Origin of the sequence: Pseudoalteromonas sp. 19-MNA-CIBAN-0066 (assembly GCF_040308705.1) — a bacterium.
GTDB lineage: Bacteria > Pseudomonadota > Gammaproteobacteria > Enterobacterales > Alteromonadaceae > Pseudoalteromonas > Pseudoalteromonas nigrifaciens.
Genome location: NZ_JBEONZ010000113.1, coordinates 1 through 414 on the forward strand (window position 1 = coordinate 1; position 414 = coordinate 414).

1 protein-coding gene is annotated in these 414 nt (G+C 47.3%); it reads left to right on the forward strand.

Going from position 1 to position 414, the window contains the following annotated elements:
* Positions 1-414: hypothetical protein (locus AAEZ18_RS18425; protein WP_352255846.1), on the forward strand; the 414-nt coding region annotated here is incomplete at both ends.

Genomic DNA, 414 nt, shown 5'->3' on the forward strand with positions numbered 1-414 from the left:
GATTTACGCGATCGTGCGAATGTTGTGAGAGCGACGTTTACCGATCCAATGCAAAATTACGACCGCACAGATGCCCCGCCTGTTGTGTCTGCTGGGTATCAATCTATTGATAATCAGATATTAGAAAAGTCAATTACGTTACCGTTTGTGCGCAGTGGCACGACGGCCCAGCGCCTGGCAACAATACATTTAGAACAAACCCGGTTAGGTGAAATTGAACTGCCGCTTAAGCATAAGGGGTTGGCTGCAGCTGTTGGCCGTACGGTGTATTTAAACCTACCGAGTGAGTCGATAAACAATAAAGTATACCGTGTAGTTGAGCGCCGCTTTAGATTAGATGGCGGCGTGACATTGATGTGCGTTGAAGACGGCCCTGATTTATGGGCTGATAATTTAGTACCTGGTGCGCAAGAT